9 protein-coding genes are annotated in these 15,200 nt (G+C 35.1%); 6 read left to right on the top strand and 3 right to left on the bottom strand.

Annotated features, from left to right (window positions below):
* Positions 1-57: 57 nt before the first annotated feature.
* Both C3L50_RS02255 and C3L50_RS02250 read right to left on the bottom strand, forming a co-directional pair.
* Positions 58-1,170, bottom strand: coding sequence for an endo-1,4-beta-xylanase (locus C3L50_RS02255; RefSeq protein ID WP_243400315.1), 1,113 nt, complete (start codon positions 1,168-1,170; stop codon positions 58-60).
* A gap of 14 nt (positions 1,171-1,184) precedes the next feature.
* A complete protein-coding gene (locus C3L50_RS02250) occupies positions 1,185-3,353 on the bottom strand; it encodes an alpha-glucuronidase family glycosyl hydrolase (RefSeq protein WP_103804506.1) in 2,169 nt (722 codons plus the stop codon).
* 203 nt (positions 3,354-3,556) lie between these two features.
* Here C3L50_RS02250 and C3L50_RS02245 point away from each other — a divergent pair, with 203 nt between their 5' ends.
* A complete protein-coding gene (locus C3L50_RS02245) occupies positions 3,557-5,818 on the top strand; it encodes a glycoside hydrolase family 3 N-terminal domain-containing protein (protein ID WP_243400314.1) in 2,262 nt (753 codons plus the stop codon).
* A gap of 15 nt (positions 5,819-5,833) precedes the next feature.
* Positions 5,834-7,771, top strand: coding sequence for a sialate O-acetylesterase (locus C3L50_RS02240; RefSeq protein ID WP_103804505.1), 1,938 nt, complete (start codon positions 5,834-5,836; stop codon positions 7,769-7,771).
* Positions 7,772-7,830: 59 nt separating this feature from the next.
* Here C3L50_RS02240 and C3L50_RS02235 read toward each other — a convergent pair whose 3' ends face one another.
* Positions 7,831-8,862: a LacI family DNA-binding transcriptional regulator gene (locus C3L50_RS02235; protein WP_103804504.1), complete on the bottom strand. Its 1,032-nt coding sequence runs from the start codon at positions 8,860-8,862 to the stop codon at positions 7,831-7,833.
* Between the two features lie 200 nt (positions 8,863-9,062).
* On the opposite strand from C3L50_RS02235, the gene C3L50_RS02230 reads away from it, so the two are divergent.
* The 4 genes from C3L50_RS02230 (at position 9,063) to C3L50_RS02215 (ending at position 15,075) form a co-directional block, all read left to right on the top strand.
* Positions 9,063-10,064, top strand: coding sequence for a GntR family transcriptional regulator (locus C3L50_RS02230; RefSeq protein ID WP_207764292.1), 1,002 nt, complete (start codon positions 9,063-9,065; stop codon positions 10,062-10,064).
* Between the two features lie 3 nt (positions 10,065-10,067).
* Positions 10,068-11,552 carry a xylulokinase gene (locus C3L50_RS02225; RefSeq protein ID WP_103804502.1) on the top strand — a complete coding sequence of 495 codons (1,485 nt, stop codon included), beginning with the start codon at positions 10,068-10,070 and terminating at the stop codon, positions 11,550-11,552.
* Positions 11,553-11,559: 7 nt separating this feature from the next.
* Entirely contained in the window at positions 11,560-12,885 is a 1,326-nt protein-coding gene (xylA, locus tag C3L50_RS02220) for a xylose isomerase (RefSeq protein ID WP_103804501.1), read from the top strand.
* Between the two features lie 498 nt (positions 12,886-13,383).
* Positions 13,384-15,075 carry a sodium/sugar symporter gene (locus tag C3L50_RS02215; protein ID WP_103804500.1) on the top strand — a complete coding sequence of 564 codons (1,692 nt, stop codon included), beginning with the start codon at positions 13,384-13,386 and terminating at the stop codon, positions 15,073-15,075.
* The last annotated feature ends 125 nt before the right edge of the window (positions 15,076-15,200 follow it).

Genomic DNA, 15,200 nt, shown 5'->3' with positions numbered 1-15,200 from the left:
ACATTAAACGGTTTTAGTTTTTAGGCTCAGGTTTTTAGTTTAGGTTCAATCAAAAAATTATTTTTTTAAACTTAATAAGCTATAATAGGCTTTTTTGGGTTTAGATTCACGATCAAAAAGAAGCGGAAAATTAGTTCTTCCTTTTATTGGCCAGTCATTTAGCCAAGATTGTTTGTCATTTACTCCCCAAAAAGTAACTCTGTCTATTTTGTCTTGGTGTTTTAAAAATAATTTAAAAATGGCTTCATAACGGGCAGCCAATTGAATTTGAATAGCTTCGGGAAGACCATTTGGGTACGGATTCATTTTTTCGCTCGCTTCAGCTCTTTGATTGACATCGGCCCCAACAATATCCCAAGGATTTGGCAATACACTAATGTCGAATTCAGTGAATGAAACTTTAACGCTAAGTGCAGCAAAATCAAGAATAGTTTTCTCTATTTCGTCCAACGACGGAGAGGTTAAATTCCAATGGGCTTGTTCTCCAACGCCGTCGATTTTTGCCCCATTTTTTTGAAGATTTTTCACCAATTCTACCGCGCCTTTTCGTTTTTTTGCATTACATAAGTTATAATCATTATAATATAAATCTGTTTTTGGGTCAGCTTTGGCAGCTAATTTAAAAGCAAAACTCAAATAGTCTTTTCCGTAAGTGTCTAGAAAAACTGTTTTTCTTAAAGTGCCATCTTCGTTTAATGCTTCGTTGACCACATCCCAAGAATTTATTCTTCCTTTGTATTTTTCAACAATAGTACTAATATGATTTGTCATCGCTTCTGCCATAGTAACACTGTCTTTTATTTGAGCCATCCAAGGGGCTAATTGGCTGTGCCAAATCAAGGTATGTCCGTGAATGAGCATTTTGTTTTTTTCTCCAAATGCAACAAATTGATCACTCATTTTGAAATCAAATTTGCCTTTTTCAGGATGAACATACATAGATTTCATACAGTTTTCGGCAGTGATGCTATTGAATTCTTTTGCAATCAAATCGGTCACCATTGGGTCTGTTTCCTTTATTTGATTGGTGTCTAACGCAGCTCCGATGTAAAAATCTTTTTTATAAGTATTTTTTAGCGAAAGGCTTGCTCCTGAATTTTTGGGTATCGAATTGCAACTACTTATTAGAAGCATTGCCGATAGTAATACGAGTGGTTTAGCGATATTCATTTTTAGTTATTTTTTTAATTATTTCCGGGTGCAAATGGGAATTTTAGAGATTCAAAATATTCCAAAGTTTGTGTTGGTTTCTCCACTCCTTTGGGCAATTCCTTTCCTGAAAATTGTTGAAAATACAACAGGCAAGCATCTCGCCACCATTTGGCTTCTTTGTATTGTATGTTCAAAAGCATTTGAACTTCCTTAAATCGGGTTTTGTCCACATAATTGCCCATTTTTTTCCAAGTCGTTTGCATTGTAGCCACTTCATCAACGCCTTCTTGGTATTTTAGAGCCATTCCATTCCAAAGGGTTTGACCATTTTTCAATTTATAATCCCAAGACAAATGATGAAACCACAACAAGTCTTTTTCGGGACAAGTTTTTACATCGTTAAATACTTGAGCTACTTCTTGATTATATTGAGCTGTGGCATTGCTTCCGGTTTTAGAACGGTCAAAACCTATTCCGTTTTTATCGGCTTTATGATAATAAGTAGGATTCCATTCAGGTCGGGATAGATTGCTTACCCAAGGTCCAGGCCCATAATGATGCCCTGTATCCATAATGTGATGCAATCCGAATGGTGTCATATAATTGACAACTGCTTCTCTTGATTTTAGCATCATTTCTTTGATAGGATTCACAAAGGTTTCATCGTTAGAAAAAGTCATTCTCAACCATTCATCGGCGATAGTTTCTGAATCTAAATGAGGATTCCAAGCCAATCGACCAAAACCGTACCAATTGGCTTGTGCAAAAGGATGTCCTGTCCAATTGATATCGCTGCCAATATTTGCCACTCCAGCTATTCCTGTAAGTTTATGATTGTCTAATGAACCATCAATTATTTTGGCAACAGTAGAACCTTTTCCTTTGCTATAAGTATCAGATTCTAATACTTCTTGATATAATTTAGGCAAATACACCAAATGTGAACTAAAGCCTAAATATTCTTGGGTAATTTGAAATTCCATCATCAAAGGCGTTTTGGGCATTGCGCCAAACATTGGGTGAAAAGGTTCTCGAGGTTGAAAATCTATTGCGCCATTTTTGACCTGAACAATCACGTTATCTCTAAATTGTCCGTCATAAGGAACAAATTCGCTATAGGCTTGCTTGGCTCTATCATTCACATCGTGTTCAGAATATACAAAGGCACGCCACATTACAATTCCGCCAAAAGGGGCAAGGGCATCGGCCAGCATATTAGCGCCGTCAACGTGATTTCGTTTGTAATTTTGTGGGCCAGGTTGTCCTTCTGAATTGGCTTTGACCAAGAATCCGCCAAAATCAGGTATTCTTTTGTAAATTTCTCTTGCTTTTTCTTTCCACCAATTTTTGACTTCTGCATTATATGGGTCGGCAGTTTTTAATCCGCCAATTTCTATTGGAGCCGAGAATCTAGCTGTTAAATACACTTTGATTCCATAAGGTCTAAAGGTGTTTGCTAAAGCTTCAACTTTTTCTAAATATTGAGGAGTCAATATTAAAGCATTGGCATTTACATTATTCAAAACCGTTCCGTTGATGCCGATGGAAGCATTGGCACGAGCATAATCAATGTAGCGTTGATCAATAAAATCAGGCAGTTTTTGCCAATTCCAAAGAGATGAACCAGCATAACCACGTTCAACAGTTCCGTTGAGATTATCCCAATGATTCAGCATTCGAACATTTATTTTTGGAGAATCTACTATGTTTAAATTTTCGATAGATTTGTTGGTTTGAAGTAATTTTAAAAAATTAAACACACCATATAAAACGCCAATGTCGGTATTCCCAGTAATCAGAATGTGATTTTTGTTGTTCAGTGAAAAAGTTTTAATAAGGTAGCCTTCGTTATTAACTTGATCCAATTCATTTTTTAGATTTTTAATTATGTCTTCATTTAAAGAAGATTTAGAGCCAAAAACCAACGTGTTTTCGCCGTTAATATCTTGTTGCGTTTGAATTTTAGTATCCAATAAACTGGAAAGTCCTGATTGCAACTCTTTTGATGTGGCTTGAATTGTTGCAGAATTGCCTAAAGCAAAAATTCCATTGATTTTAGATTTGTATTCTGATGCTAATTTTGAATCTTGAATTTTTTTGTACTGAAGCCATAATTTATAATCTGCTTGTGCTGATGAATTTATACAAAACAGCAACAAGGGTATTAGAAATAAAGAAAAGACATAGGTTAAGCGACTCATATTTTGTTGTTAGTTATCCTTTAGGCAAATTCATTTTTTTGAAAGTAAAAATTAAAGTATTCTTTTTTCAAGAAACACTTTTTTCTTGTGATTACTAATTTATTTGTTTTTTAATTATATTTGCAATCGGTTGCGTAAAAGTATATAATTCAAGTATAATAAAAAATTTTTTCGCCTAATTTTTTATATTCGTAAAATATTAGATGAAAATCAATAAATACCTAAACATGAATGTAGTTTTGAAAAATACTGTGTTTTTCTTATTGTTGATTTCAACACTTTACTGTAAGAGTCAGGACGTTGTTGAAAAAAATGAAAAATTTCCATTTAACGATAGTTCATTATCTATTGATGCTAGAATTCAAGATTTAATATCAAGATTAACTTTGGAGGAAAAAGCAAATCAAATGATGAACAATACTCCAGCAATAGAGCGTTTGGGAATCCCTCCTTATAGTTATTGGAATGAAGCACTTCACGGTGTAGGTCGTTCCGGAATTGCTACCGTTTTTCCGCAGGCAATTGGACTGGGAGCCACATTTGATAGTGATCTGGCATTTAGAGTTTCGACTGCGATTTCCGACGAAGCTAGAGCGATGCACAACGCAGCAAAAGCAAAAGGCTACAATAAACAATACGGTGGGTTGACTTTTTGGACGCCCAATATCAATATTTTTAGAGATCCAAGATGGGGTCGTGGTCAGGAAACGTATGGAGAAGATCCTTTTTTGACAGCCACTATTGGAACGGCTTTCGTAAAAGGATTGCAAGGAGATAATTCGAATTATTTAAAGACGGCAGCTTGTGCCAAACACTTTGCTGTACATAGCGGTCCCGAAAAATTGCGTCACGAGTTTAATGCAGATGTAACACAAAAAGACCTTTGGGAAACCTATTTGCCTGCTTTTCAAGCCTTGGTCGAAGCCAAAGTAGAATCGGTAATGTGTGCTTATAATAGTACGGATGGTGAGCCTTGTTGTGCCAACAAATACCTGATTACAGATGTTTTAAGAAAACAATGGCATTTTAAAGGACATATTGTTACCGATTGTGGAGCGATTGACGATTTTTATACTCCAAAAGAAAAAGGTGGACACGGAACTGTAAAAACTGAGGCGGAAGCTGCTGTTTTAGTGTTGAAAAGCGGAGTTAGCCTGAATTGTGGAAATACCTACAAGGCATTACCTCAAGCGGTCAAAGAGGGCTTGATTACAGAGAAAGAAATAGATGTTCAATTAGCAAATTTACTGCGAACAAGATTTAAACTAGGTTTATTTGATACAATGGGTAGCAATCCTTATGATGCTATTTCTCCAAATGTTGTGAATAGTGCAGCACATCGAGAACTAGCTAGGGAAGTGGCACAAAAAGGAATTGTATTATTGAAAAACAATGGTATTTTACCTCTGAAAAATGACCTTTCAAAGTATTTTGTTACGGGACCCAATGCCACAAATACGGACATTTTATTGGGAAATTATTATGGTGTAAACCCCAATTTAGTGACTATTCTTGAAGGAGTGGCAGGCGCAATTGACAAAGCCAGTCAATTGAATTATACTTTGGGAACAATGCTAAATCAAGCCCCTGTGAATCCAATAGATTGGTCAACTGGAAATGCCTCAAATAGTGATGCGACCATCGTTGCTTTAGGGATTTCAGGATTGATTGAAGGAGAAGAAGGAGAATCAATTGCATCGCCAACAGCTGGAGACAGACTGGATTATAATTTGCCTCAAAATCAAATCGAATATCTAAGGAAATTAAGAAAATCGGCCGACAAAAATCCCGAAAATAAAAAACCCATAATTGCAGTTGTTACAGGAGGAAGCCCAATGAATTTGGCAGAAGTACAGGAATTGGCCGATGCCGTTTTATTGGTTTGGTATCCCGGTGAAGAAGGCGGAACTGCCGTGGCGGATATAATTTTCGGAAAAATATCACCTTCGGGAAAATTGCCGGTTACCTTTCCAAAATCTTTGGATCAATTGCCTCCTTATGAAAATTATTCGATGAAAGGAAGAACGTATAAATATATGAACGTAGATCCATTATATCCGTTTGGTTTTGGATTGAGTTATACCAATTTTACTTATGGTGAAGTCAAAGTTTCTTCAACCAAAATTTCAAAAAAAGACAATCTCGTGGTTTCGGTCAAAGTAACTAATTCGGGCAAAGTAAAATCAGATGAAGTGGTGCAGTTGTATGTCTCGGATTTGGCAGCATCTGTTGAAGTGCCTAATTTTCAATTAATCAATATGAAACGGATCACATTAGAACCCGGAGAATCTACAGAAGTTTCATTCCAGTTGACACCAAAAGCATTCGAAATCGTTAAAAATGATGGAACCAGAGTTGTTGAGTCTGGGGAATTCAAAATGTATGTAGGTGGTTCCAGTCCGATGAAAAGAAGTTTTGAATTGGGTGCACCAAAAATGGCAGAGGCTATAATAACAATAAAATAGTATAAAATATCCAAAATGAATAAATTAAAAATCGCAGTAATTGTCATGTTTTTCATTCAGTCGAATGGAGTGTTTTCTCAAATAAAATTGCCAAAATTAATTAGCGATGGAGTGGTTTTACAACGAAATGAAAAAGTGAAAATTTGGGGATGGGCTTCGCCAAACGAAAAAATAACATTGAATTTCAAATCCAAAAATTACTTGACAGAAGCTGATAAAGAAGGCAATTGGGCTATTTTGTTGCCAGCCCAAAAAGCGGGAGGGCCTTATGAAATGGTTCTCAAAGCCAGCAACGAAATAAAAGTAAAGGACATTCTATTTGGTGATGTTTGGATTTGTTCTGGTCAATCGAATATGGAACTTCCAATGGAACGTGTCAAAGAAAAATATGGAGAAATTATCAAAAAATCTAAAAACGATAACATTCGACAATTTTTAGTGCCCGATAAATACGATTTCAAACAGCCACAAACCGATTTGGATTCAGGAAATTGGTTATCTGCCAATCCTGAAAATGTGCTTCAATTTTCGGCTGTAGCCTATTTTTTTGCCAAAGAAATTAATGAAAAAACACAAGTTCCAATTGGGTTAATCAATACAGCTTTGGGTGGTTCTCCAGTAGAATCTTGGATGAGCGAAAGAGCTTTGAAAGCATTTCCAAAAGCATTTGATGAAGCACAGAAATTCAAAAATGACGATTTGATTAAGCAAATTGAAGACAGTGACAAAAAGCGAAACGACGATTGGTATGCGTTTGTAAACGCCAGTGATAAAGGTTTGTTAGATAAAAATGAACAATGGAATCAAGCGAATATTGATGATAATAATTGGTCGAAAATGGCGATTCCTGGGTATTGGGCAGAACAATCCATTGGAAAAGTAAACGGAGCGGTTTGGTTTCGAAAAGAGATAAATGTGCCCAAATCTATGGTCGGAAAACCAGCCAAATTGTTTATGGGACGCATTGTTGATCAGGATTTTGTGTATGTCAATGGCGAATTTGTTGGAACTACAGGCTATCAATATCCGCCACGACGTTATGAAGTAAAATCAACCGTTTTAAAGGAAGGAAAAAATACCATTGCCGTTCGAGTAATCAATAATAGTGGCAGCGGTGGATTTGTATTGGAAAAACCCTATTATTTGGCCGTGGGCAATGATACTATTGATTTGAAAGGAGAATGGAAATATAAGTTAGGTATCGAAATGAAGCCGTTACAAGGACCAACATTCATTCGTTGGAAACCCGAAGGATTGTACAATGCTATGATTGCTCCGTTGTTGAATTTAAAAATCAAAGGTGTTTTGTGGTATCAAGGAGAATCAAACACGGGAAATCCGTTTGGTTACAAAGAAGCATTTTCGACGATGATTACAGATTGGCGAACCAAATGGGGACAAGGAAATTTTCTTTTTCTATTTGTTCAATTGACGAATTATATGGAAGAATATCCTGAACCAAGAGAAAGCAATTGGGCAGCTTTAAGACAATCTCAATTGGAAACTTTGAGTGTTCCCAATACTGGAATGGCTGTTACAATTGACGTTGGCGAATGGAACGATATTCATCCGTTGAATAAAGAAGCGGTGGGACATCGGTTGGCTTTATTGGCTCGCAAAATGACTTATGGAGAAACTAAAATTACGGCTTCAAGTCCGATGCCAAGTACTGCTACATTCGAAAATGACAAAGCAATTATTTCTTTTGCCAATGTGGGAGGTGGATTAACGATTAAAAAGGGAACGGAATTAAAATCATTTGCCATTTCGAATGACGGGATACATTTTGTTTGGGCAAAAGCCAAAATTTCAGGAAATAAAGTAGAGGTTTGGAACGAAAAAATCAGTAATCCAACGGTGGTTCGTTATGCTTGGGACAATAATCCTGCTGCTGCTAATTTATTTTCGAAAGAAGGATTGCCAGCAACTCCTTTTGAGGTAAAAAAGAAGTAATCATATGGATCTAACAGGTTTCAAAAACGGGTTAGGTCTTATTTTTTTAAAATAACAACTTATATTTTCTTCGAAGATTCTCGAACCAGTACTTCTGTATTCAAAAAGGTAATCTCTTTCACTTCGTCTTTGTTAGGAAATTTGATGCTTTTCAAAATAATTTCAGCCGACATTTGTCCCATTTTTGCGGCTGGATGTGTAATTGTCGATAAGTTTGGATCTATAATTTCTGAAATAGGGTCGTTATTAAAACCAATAACTTTCAGGTCTTCAGGAACTCTAATGCCTCTTTTTTTGGCAGATTGAATGGCACTCACCGCCATAATATCGCCCGAAGCAAATAATCCATCAGGTCTGTTTTTTAAATCCAATAGTTTGTCACTTGCTTTTAAAGCTTCGTTGTAAGTAACTGTCTTTAAGTCGGCAATGAGTTCTTTTTCGACAGGTAAATTGTATTTGGTCAAAGCATCAATGTAGCCTCTTTTTCTTTCGTTGTATAAATTTCCAAATTCAGAACCCGCAGTAATGTGTGCAATTCGTTTGCATCCTTGTTCTATAAGATGAACAGTTGCCTTGTACGCAGCGGCATGATTGTCAATGATAACTCTAAAAGTATTAAAATCTTTGGGAACCCTATCTACAAAAACTATTGGAATATTATTGTTTACAAATTGTTGAAAATGAGTAGTGTCAACGGTTTTCATTCCTAACGAACAAATTATTCCACTTACTCTACTGCTGTAAAGTGATTTTGCCATGCTAACTTCCTCTTCATAGGAGTCATGAGATTGCATAATAATTACATTATAACCCGATTTTCGAGCTGCAATTTCGATACCGCTAATCAATGATGAAAGAAAGGGTTGGGTGACAGTTGGTATCAAAACGCCAATAGTATTGGTTTTGTTGCCACGCAATCCTGCTGCTAAAGTATTGGGAACGTAGCCCATTTCTTCGGCCATTTTCTTTACTTTTTTTATGGTTTTGCTACTAATGGTTGGGTGATCTTTTAAAGCTCTTGAGATAGTGGAGGTGGCAAGTTTTAATTTCTCGGCTAAATCATATATGGTAACGTCTTTATTTTCTTCCATTTTATAAAATATTATACACAAATATACTATTTTTTTTAACAATTGAATTGGTAAACAAATCCTGTAATTTGGGATGAATACAATCTGTTTTATTCTAACTAAATCGGTTGCGTAAAAAAGGGTGATTTTTTTTCAAAAATAATTTTTTATGTTGAAATAATTAGTAATTTAGCATACCGGAACAGAACAGTACGATAGTTATGAATGAACAAAATTTTGCCTTTAGTATTAATCACGAAAGTGATGTTCCGAAGTATCAGCAATTAGTCAATTCTATTAATGATGCTATTGCTAAACATCTTTTGAATAAAGGCGATTTGTTGCCTTCGGTAAATAGTATTTGCAAAGAAAATAAGCTTTCAAGAGATACCGTTTTCAAGGCTTATTCTATTTTGAAAGATCAAAGAGTGATTGAATCGGTTCCGAATAAAGGCTATTTTGTGGCTGGCGAAACCAGAAAAGTGCTTTTGGTTTTAGATACTTTTAAAGCCTATAAAGAAGTTTTATATCATTCGTTTGTAAACAATTTGCCCGATAATATTATTACAGACGTACAGTTTCATCACTATAATATAGATAATTTCAAAACCATTATCAATAATAGTAAGGGCAAATATTATAAATATGTGGTAATGAATTTTGACCACAAAGAAGTGGCTTCGGTTTTGACCAATATTTCTAATGAAAAACTGTTGTTGATTGATTGGAATATTCATTCAAAACCAAAGAATAATTATGTTTTTCAGGATTTTGGAATAGCCTTTTTAGACTCTTTGAAACAGGCTGTAGATTTGTTTAGAAAATACAAAGCCATTCATTTTGTATATCCCAATTTCACCAATCATCCGATTGAGACTGTTACTTTTTTTAAGAAATTTTGCAAAGAATTTGAGTTTGATTTTAAAGTTATTACCAATCCAAAAGACTTTGATATTGAGAAAGATATTGCCTATATAGGAGTAAGTGACAGAATGCTTGGGATATTTTTAGAACAATGTCGAGAAAAGGATTTTGAACCCGGAAAAGACGTTGGATTTTTATCCTACAATGAAACTCCAATGAAGAAATTTATTTACAAAGGGATTTCGGTGGTTTCGACCGATTTTAAGGAATTAGGAACTAAAGGGGCCGAATTTATTACGAAAGACGAACCGATGCAATATTATGTATCGACAAATTTAATATTAAGAGAATCATTATAAATTATGTATTACATTGGATTTGATATAGGTAGCTCTTCAGTGAAAGTAGCTATCGTAGAAATAGCAACCGGAAAAAGCATTGGCGTGGTTCAAGAGCCAGAAACCGAAATGAGTATGCTAGCCTTAAAAAATGGTTGGGCCGAACAAAAACCCGAAGATTGGTGGCAACATTCTTGCAATGCTGTGGCCAAATTGAAAAAGAAATTTAATATTTCTAGAACACAAATAAAAGGAATTGGAATTTCCTATCAAATGCACGGATTGGTTTTGGTTGACAAAGCAGGTCAACCTTTAAGAAAATCGATAATCTGGTGCGACAGTCGAGCTGTAGAAATAGGAAATACTGCATTTGCAGCCATTGGAAATCAAAAATGCAACGAACATTTGCTGAATTCTCCGGGGAATTTTACCGCTTCAAAATTGAAATGGGTCAAAGAAAACGAGCCAGAAATTTACAGCCAGATTCATAAATTTATGTTGCCGGGTGATTATATCGCTTATAAATTATCCAATGTAATCAATACCACGATTTCAGGATTGTCCGAAGGGATTATGTGGGATTTTAAAAATGACAACTTCGCCAATTTCTTGTTCGAACATTATGGCATTTCAAATGAACTTGTTCCAGATATTGTAGATACTTTTTGCCTTCAATCTAAAGTAGATAAAAAAGGAGCTGAAGAAAGCGGTTTGGCCGAAGGAACTCCTATATTTTATAGAGCAGGTGATCAACCTAATAATGCACTTTCGTTGAATGTTTTCAATCCAGGAGAAGTAGCTGCAACAGGCGGTACATCGGGTGTGGTTTACGCAATGACCAATAGTTTGTCGGTAAAAGAAAGTTCAAGAGTGAATAATTTTGCACACGTCAACTATAAAAAAGGGAATGACCCAAGAATTGGAAAATTGTTGTGCATCAATGGTGCCGGAATTCAATACCGCTGGTTGCTGAATAACCTTTCGGTTTCCTCTTATGAAGAAATGAACAGCCTCGCTGCTGACATTCCTGTTGGTTCTGACGGAGTTTGTATGATTCCTTTTGGAAACGGAGCAGAGAGAATGTTGAACAGCAAAGATATTGGAACAAGATTGGTCAACATTAATCTCAACAATCATGGCAAAGCACATATTTGTCGTGCAGCCTTGGAAGGGATTGCCTTTTCGTTCGTATATGGAATGGAAATTATGAAATCTGATGGCATCGAAGTGAAAGTGATGCGTGCCGGAAACGATAATTTGTTCCGCTCGGAGATTTTTTCGAATACCGTAGCAACACTTATCGGACACGAAATTGAAATCTACAATACTACTGGAGCCATCGGAGCCGCAAGAGCATCTGGACTTCACGAAGGTGATTTTGATAAATTTGGTGCAAACATTACAGACAACGATCACGTGATGACTTATATGCCTTTTAAAGACAAACAACCGTATTTAGAAGCATATCAACTTTGGAAAAATGAATTAGAATTAATAATTAATAAATAATAAAAAAATGGCAACTTTAGGCAATACAGAATACTTTAAAGGTATTAGCGAAATTAAATTTGAAGGAAAAGAATCAGACAATCCTTTAGCATTCAAATATTACAATCCAGATCAAATTGTAGCTGGAAAAACAATGCGTGAGCATTTTAAATTTGCAATTGCATACTGGCACACTTTCTGTGGACAAGGTTCTGACCCATTCGGACCTGGAACACAAAATTTTGCTTGGGATCAATCATCAGATGCAGTGCAAGCTGCTAAAGACAAAGCAGACGCAGCTTTTGAATTTATTACCAAAATGGGATTCGGTTATTACTGTTTTCACGATTATGATTTAATTAGAGAAGGGGCGACTTTTGCAGAATCTGAAAAAAGATTGCTTACAATCACCGAGTATTTAAAAGAAAAACAAGCAGCTTCTGGAGTGAAATTACTTTGGGGAACTGCTAATGCCTTTTCGAACCCTCGTTATATGAATGGTGCTGCTACCAATCCTGACTTCAACGTAGTAGCAAGAGCTGGTGGACAAGTAAAATTAGCTTTAGATGCTACAATTGCTTTAGGTGGGGAGAATTATGTTTTCTGGGGAGGACGTGAAGGATATATGTCCTTGTTAAACACTGATATGGGAAGAGAATTAGATCATATGGGGCAATTTTTGAGAATGGCTCGTGATTATGCTCGTGCGCAAGGATTCAAAGGAAATTTCTTCATTGAACCAAAACCTATGGAACCAATGAAACATCAATATGATTTTGATTGTGCTACAGCCATCGGATTTTTACGTGCACAAGGTTTGGAGAATGATTTCAAAATGAATATCGAAGTAAACCACGCAACATTGGCACAACACACATTTCAACACGAAATTGACGTGGCTGCACAAGCAGGAATGTTAGGAAGTTTAGATGCTAACCGTGGTGATTATCAAAACGGATGGGATACAGACCAATTTCCAAATAACATTCAAGAAACTACCGAAGCGATGTTGGTATTCTTGAAAGCAGGTGGTCTTCAAGGTGGAGGAATTAATTTTGATGCTAAAATCAGAAGAAATTCAACTGATATGGAAGATGTTTTCTTAGCACACATTGGCGGAGCAGATACATTTGCAAGAGCTTTGTTGACTGCGGATAAAATCATTACTTCATCTGCTTATGATAAATTGAGAACAGCACGTTACAGCTCATTCGATTCTGGAAAAGGAAAAGAATTTGAAGAAGGAAAATTAGATTTCAAAGCCTTGTATGAAATTGCCAAAGAAAATGGCGAATTGACCTTGAAAAGTGGCAAACAAGAATTGTTTGAAAATATTATCAACCAATATATTTAGTTGAAGAACTTCTTTTAGATTTAGTTTCAATAGAGATGTCGAAAATGTTTAATGTAGATTAAGTGTTTTTGGCATCTTTTTTATCTCAATTTTGAATTTCGTGAATTAGAATTTAACTTTTGGAGTATCTGAACTTTTGGCAATGGATAATCCTTTTGTTTTAGAATTGTCTTTATAATGAAATGCAAGATTGAAGTGTTATTTTTGTGATTATTAGTATGTCAATTTTATTTTTCTTGTAATCGATAGATTTTCATTTTGCTAATTACTCTATTGTAATACCAAGAAAAATCGATTTATAATATAAAAAAATAATGAATAATGCTTTTTTGTTGCATTATTCATTTAAATGACTTCTTCCTAACAATTTGTTTTAAAAAATAATTGTCATATTAACAAATAATAATATATTTGGAATTAAATTTTAAATTTATTTTAACATTCGAGTAAATAATCAATTAATTGTTATACTAAAATTATTAAAAAGACCCATTAAAAATGAATCAGAACCCGCACTTAGCCTTTGCAGATTATGCAGTATTTATTGTCTATTTTGTAGTTGTATCCGTTTATGGATACACTATTTATCGTAAAAGAGAAAAAAACGAACACGATGCCAAAGCTTATTTTTTGGCTGAAGGAACATTAACTTGGTGGGCTATTGGAGCTTCTTTGATTGCCTCAAATATTTCGGCCGAACAATTTATCGGAATGAGTGGTGAAGGTTTCTTTCTTGGAGTTGCAGTTGCAGCTTATGAGTGGATTGCCGCTATTGCCTTAATTATTATCGCCATTTGGTTTATTCCTGTTTATCTTAAAAACAAGATTTACACCATGCCTCAGTTTCTAAAAACAAGATACAATGAATCTACTGCTTTGATTATGGCTGTTTTTTGGTTGTTTTTATATGTTTTTGTGAATTTAACGTCTATTTTGTATTTAGGAGCTGTAGCCATTAACGGATTGGCTGGAGGAGAATATTTTCATGCTATTATGATTGGTCTAGCTGTTTTTGCTTTACTAATTTCATTAGGAGGTATGAAAGTGGTTGCTTATACCGACGTAATTCAAGTAGCAGTTTTAATCATTGGAGGTTTAGTAACAACTTATATCGCTTTGATTACTGTTGGACGTTATTTTGGAGTTGGTGAAGATGCAATTGCTGGTTTTAACGTGTTGATGGAGAAAGCACCTGAGCATTTCAAAATGATTATTCCAAGACCGACAGAAGCATCGTCACAGTTAGAAATCAATAAATACCTTACTTTTCCAGGGTTATTGTCTTATTTAGCTGGTATCTGGATTATCAATTTGAATTATTGGGGTTGTAATCAATACATCACTCAAAGAGCTTTAGGAGCTGATTTGCAAACTGCAAGAACAGGTATTTTATTCGCAGGATTCTTGAAATTATTAATGCCAGTAATTGTAATGTTGCCAGGTATTGCTGCATTTGTTTTGTATGAAAATGGACATTTACCACAATTAGTTGGAGGAAAAGATGGTGCTTATTCTGCAGTATTAACATTCTTGCCAACAGGTTTAAAAGGATTATCAGTAGCCGCTTTGACAGCAGCCATTGTAGCGTCTTTAGCAGGAAAAGTAAATAGTATTTCTACCATTTATACACTTGATGTTCATAAAAAATACATTCAAAAAGAGGCAGGTGAAAAACAACAAGTAAACGTAGGAAGATTTGCTGTTTTTGCTTCTATGCTTTTAGCAGTTTTATTTACTTGGAATGACTTACTAGGAATTGGTGGAGTTGGAGGATTTACCTATATCCAAAAATATACAGGTTTCATTAGTCCTGGTGTATTTGCCATGTTTATTTTGGGTATGTTCTGGAAAAGAACAACAGGTACAGCTGCAATTGTTGGAGTTATTGCTGGTTTTGTATTATCAGTTTTATTCAACGAATTTGCACCTGCTTTATTCGGAAACGAAACTTTATTATATACAGCTTGGCCTAATGGTAAAGGTGGATTCGAAATTCCGTTCCACATTTGTATGGGATTGTCCTTTTTCTTTACAATGTTGTTGATGGTTGCAGTAAGTTTTGCAGGTCCAAAAGTGAATCCTAAAGCTTTCGAATTAGATACTGAAATGTTTAAAGTGAAACCACAAACTACTGTAATGATTGTAATAACACTATTGGTTATTGCAGCTTTATATGTTAAGTTTTGGTAAATAAGTGATTTAAAATCTAGGTTGTCAGGATAATAGTATCCTACCTTTAAACCATTAAGAAATTTAAGTTCATTAAGTTTTACTCTTAATTTTCTTAATTTTCTTAATGGTTTATTTTTTAATAT

It is taken from the genome of Flavobacterium alvei, assembly GCF_002920895.1.
Lineage (GTDB): Bacteria > Bacteroidota > Bacteroidia > Flavobacteriales > Flavobacteriaceae > Flavobacterium > Flavobacterium alvei.
The sequence above is the reverse complement of the archived record's forward strand: the minus strand, read 5'-3'. Positions and strand labels throughout refer to the sequence as shown.

Coding starts and splice junctions, on each gene's coding strand:
- C3L50_RS02225 (WP_103804502.1), top strand. CDS start 10,068: ATGTATTACATTGGATTTGATATAGGTAGCTCTTCAGTGAAAGTAGCT.
- xylA (WP_103804501.1), top strand. CDS start 11,560: ATGGCAACTTTAGGCAATACAGAATACTTTAAAGGTATTAGCGAAATT.
- C3L50_RS02240 (WP_103804505.1), top strand. CDS start 5,834: ATGAATAAATTAAAAATCGCAGTAATTGTCATGTTTTTCATTCAGTCG.
- C3L50_RS02230 (WP_207764292.1), top strand. CDS start 9,063: ATGAATGAACAAAATTTTGCCTTTAGTATTAATCACGAAAGTGATGTT.
- C3L50_RS02255 (WP_243400315.1), bottom strand. CDS start 1,170: ATGAATATCGCTAAACCACTCGTATTACTATCGGCAATGCTTCTAATA.
- C3L50_RS02250 (WP_103804506.1), bottom strand. CDS start 3,353: ATGAGTCGCTTAACCTATGTCTTTTCTTTATTTCTAATACCCTTGTTG.
- C3L50_RS02235 (WP_103804504.1), bottom strand. CDS start 8,862: ATGGAAGAAAATAAAGACGTTACCATATATGATTTAGCCGAGAAATTA.
- C3L50_RS02245 (WP_243400314.1), top strand. CDS start 3,557: ATGAAAATCAATAAATACCTAAACATGAATGTAGTTTTGAAAAATACT.
- C3L50_RS02215 (WP_103804500.1), top strand. CDS start 13,384: ATGAATCAGAACCCGCACTTAGCCTTTGCAGATTATGCAGTATTTATT.